Raw genomic sequence first — 3,404 nt, forward strand, 5'->3', positions numbered from 1 at the left:
ACCAGGCTGTACCCGCGGGCCCCAGCCAGCGGTCGGACCAGTAGGTGCCGCTCTCGCATGTCGTCCATAGCGCGCTTCAGGGCCTCACGTGAGCTGACGGGATCGGAGACCTGGTCCGGATCCAAGCCTGCAAGCGCCCAGGCTTCGGTAAGGCGCGCGCGGTCAACCTCGCCGCTCAGTTCCCACCAGACGAGCGCTCCCGCGGCTTGGCCGTCGAGCACGCCGATGACGTCGTGGCGGATGTGGGTTGCGGTTTCGGAAGTCGTTGTCGTGGTCATGTGGTCCTCCAAGGTGGTCAATGGTCAAGAACACTAAAGTACAGCCGAGAAAGAAACGCAAGAAAAGAATCAATCGTCAATCGTCAATCGCGATCTGCTCGCCCCACCCGCACGGCGCCTGCTTGTACCCGCCAACCAGAACCCAGATCGTGTGGATGCCAGCGGGTGGCGACTCGGGCGCGGGCCCCATCCCGTCGGTGATGAAGATGAAAACCGCCGGCTTGGGCTTGAGCGCTTCAACGGCGGCGAAAATCGGGCGGAAGTCCGTCCCACCACCACCGCGCAGAGTCTGGGTCAGCTCGCGCACGGTCCTGATTTGCTTCACCCCGTTGACCTCGGCGTCGCATGACAGGAACGTCACCGGAGCCCCAAGCGCCCGCAGCACCCCGTGGGACTCACTAACCGCCCGGACCAGCTCTGCCTCACCCATGGATCCGCTGGTGTCGATCCCGATCGCGACGGTTGGCTGGGGACCGCACAGGGCGGGCATGATGGGCGCGCGCCGGCCCAGGACGCGGGCCATCGAATCCAGGGCGGACTGGCGCCGGCTCGGCCTGGTCCTGGTGTAGTCGAGCTTGCCCGATGCGGTCGCGTAGGAGCCGCGGACGGCCCGCGTGAGCTTGTCCTGCCACCGGACCTTCGGCGGCGCGATCATCTGCTCGGCCCAGCGGAGCAGACCGGCCGGGACGGTGCCACGATTTCGACTTGCGTGCTCGATGATGGCCTGGGCCGTGGCCCCGCGCATGCGCTCGAGATCGGCCTCGCTCCGTCCGGGCGCCCCCTCGGCTCCTTCTGGCTCGCCGTCGACCGGCTCCCCGCCCGAACCGCTCCCGCACTGGCCGGCCATGACCCCGCCCTTCTGGCCTTTCTGCCCCGTTCCCTTTCCCTCGCCATCACCAGTGCCCTCACCGTCCTGCTTCCCCCTCCCGGCGCCGGACTTGCCTTGGCCGCGGCTACCGCCCGCCCGCTTGGTCAGCTCGGCGTAATACTCCTCTGCCATCTGCCCGTCCGGCAGACCGTGCTGCCCTGGCAGGAGCCCCCCGCCCTTGGTGACCAGCTCGGCCGGGAAATCGTCGTTGATCTCGAAATCGGCGGCCGTGCCCCAGGTTTCCCGATTGACCTCGGCGATCTGATCCGATCGGGTGGCGTGGCGCCGCAGCAGGTGCTGCAGCTCATGGACCAACACCAGCGCCAGTACCTGGGGCTCCATTGCATCCACGAAAAGCGGGTCGATCACGAGCACGCCCTGGCGGGTGACGGCCATTGAGTGGTAGGGCTCGATGTTCCCCCAGCGGCGCACCAGGTGGGCCAGCCCAACGGAGAAATAGGGCCAGGTCTTCTGCGCGGCAATGAACGCGACCGCCAGCTTCTCGTCATTGGTCAGTGAGGCAGCCATCAGCGTCCCACAATCCCGGCGGCGCGGAGAACGGGATTGAACCGCTCCAGCACCCGCTCGGCATCCTGATTGACCTTGCCCCCGATCCTGACGAGCAAGGTCTCGCGATTGCATAATGCCTGGACTGCGGTGTAGCAGACGTCAGGCTGGTCCATGTGCTGGGCCAGCAGGGCCCACATTGCGGCCGCCCTGGGCTCGCGCTTCTCGGCGGTTTTGGGCGCCACCATGGCCGCGCACGCCGACAGGATCGCGATGGTCCGGTCGCAGCGGTCGCGGTTGTGCGAGAACGTTACCTTGCCATCCAGCAGGGCGGCCGGATCGGGCAGGTCGAGATTGGCCAGCCAGGATCGCAGCTCCACCATCGCGGTCATGCCCACGAAGGAGCCGACATAGCGATCAGTCTCTGCCTCGTCCAGGTGGTGGATCTCGGAAGCGGCGAGTGCCCTGGTGGCCATGGCCCAGGTCCGGCGGGACGGCCAAGGGAGCGAGGCCTGTGGGCTTCCGGCCGCGGGCTGGGCGTGGAGCAGGCCGGGCCGGGCCGCGATGAAGGCGCTGATGCAGCCTGCCGCCTTGGCATAGGCGTTGGGCCAGAGGGCCATCACCCGTTTCTGTTCCTCCTCGGGGTCGAGCGTGGCTTCCACCTCGCCGCCGTTTCCGGCTCCCAGGAGCCAGGAACCCCAGGCTTGCGCGTTCGGGGCCTGCCAGTCGGCCAGGGTGCCGAAGCGGTTAGCCAGAGGCATGGCCAGGTCATACCCACCCGCGGCTTCATCGACGCCGTTCTGGGCGGCCACAATGCGGACCCCGGAAGGTAGTTGGAAACCACCCACCACTCGGTCCAAGACCACGCGAAGGAGCGCGGCCTGGGTCGCTGGAGCCGTGCAGGAAATCTCGTCCAGGAACACCACCGCGTTTTTTGCCTTGGCCGCTGCCACCGCCCAGTCGGGCGTTGCGTATGTGACCTGGCCGTCTGGCCCGGGAACCGGAAGGCCGAGGAAGTCGGTGGGGTCGCGCAGGCTGGCGATGACCACCTCCACCGGCAGGCCGGCGGCCAGGCAGGTCTGGGTCACCAGGTCCGACTTCGCGGTGCCGGGGCCGCCGATGAGCCGGATCGGCATTCCCCAGACGTGGCGCGGGCCGGGAGTGAAAAGGGCAGCGTGGAGGATTCGCGTGTCCGACATCACAGCACCTCCGTGATGGTCTCGTCCGTGGTGTGCCAGCAGCCGTCCCCGCCCAGGCGTTGCAGGACCGTGGTGAGCACGAGCTGCTCGCCGTCCTGGGTGACGAGTTCGGCGCTCTTGGCAATCTCGGGAGCCATGCAGAGGGGGCCGGTGGGGGCGGCCAGGAGGGCGCCGTTCTCGCAATCCTGGATTCGGAGTCGGTAGGTGGTGCGGGTTTGGATGGACATGGTGGTCAGTTCCTCGGTTGGTTGTGGGTGGTGGTTTGGGGTCGGCGGTTGAGGGGGTCGGCGGCGTCACAGGCCGCGTAGGACAGGGCCGCGGCCAGCGCGGTGATGAGCAGGGCGCGGATCATCGAGTCCCGTGCTCGTACTCGGTGGCGATTTCCTTGGCGTTGGCCAGGGCGTGAGCACCAACGCTGCGGACCATCTCTCCGCCGAAGACCCGATGGCGCTCATACAGAGCTCTGACCACACCATGTCCTCGTGTGCTGCACATCTTCGGCTGGCACCCAGGCAGACACTCGTAGGCGCCGACATTGACGTAGCCTCCCCA

The 3,404-nt window shown here is 67.5% G+C and carries 4 protein-coding genes; all 4 read right to left on the minus strand.

Annotated elements, in window-relative coordinates:
• A partial coding sequence (locus tag LLH00_11790) for a hypothetical protein (protein ID MCE5271948.1) occupies positions 1-278 on the minus strand: 278 nt, incomplete at its 3' end.
• Between the two features lie 76 nt (positions 279-354).
• The gene (locus LLH00_11795; GenBank protein MCE5271949.1) at positions 355-1,674 is read right to left on the minus strand and encodes a VWA-like domain-containing protein; all 1,320 of its coding nucleotides are present in this window, start codon (positions 1,672-1,674) and stop codon (positions 355-357) included.
• Entirely contained in the window at positions 1,674-2,852 is a 1,179-nt protein-coding gene (locus LLH00_11800; GenBank protein MCE5271950.1) for an AAA family ATPase, read from the minus strand. The genes LLH00_11795 and LLH00_11800 overlap by 1 nt, the downstream gene beginning before the upstream one ends.
• A complete protein-coding gene (locus LLH00_11805) occupies positions 2,852-3,079 on the minus strand; it encodes a hypothetical protein (GenBank protein ID MCE5271951.1) in 228 nt (75 codons plus the stop codon). Before LLH00_11805 ends, LLH00_11800 begins: the two co-directional genes overlap by 1 nt.
• Positions 3,080-3,404: the final 325 nt, after the last annotated feature.

The organism is bacterium, assembly GCA_021372515.1.
In the GTDB taxonomy this organism is placed as follows: domain Bacteria; phylum Gemmatimonadota; class Glassbacteria; order GWA2-58-10; family GWA2-58-10; genus JAJFUG01.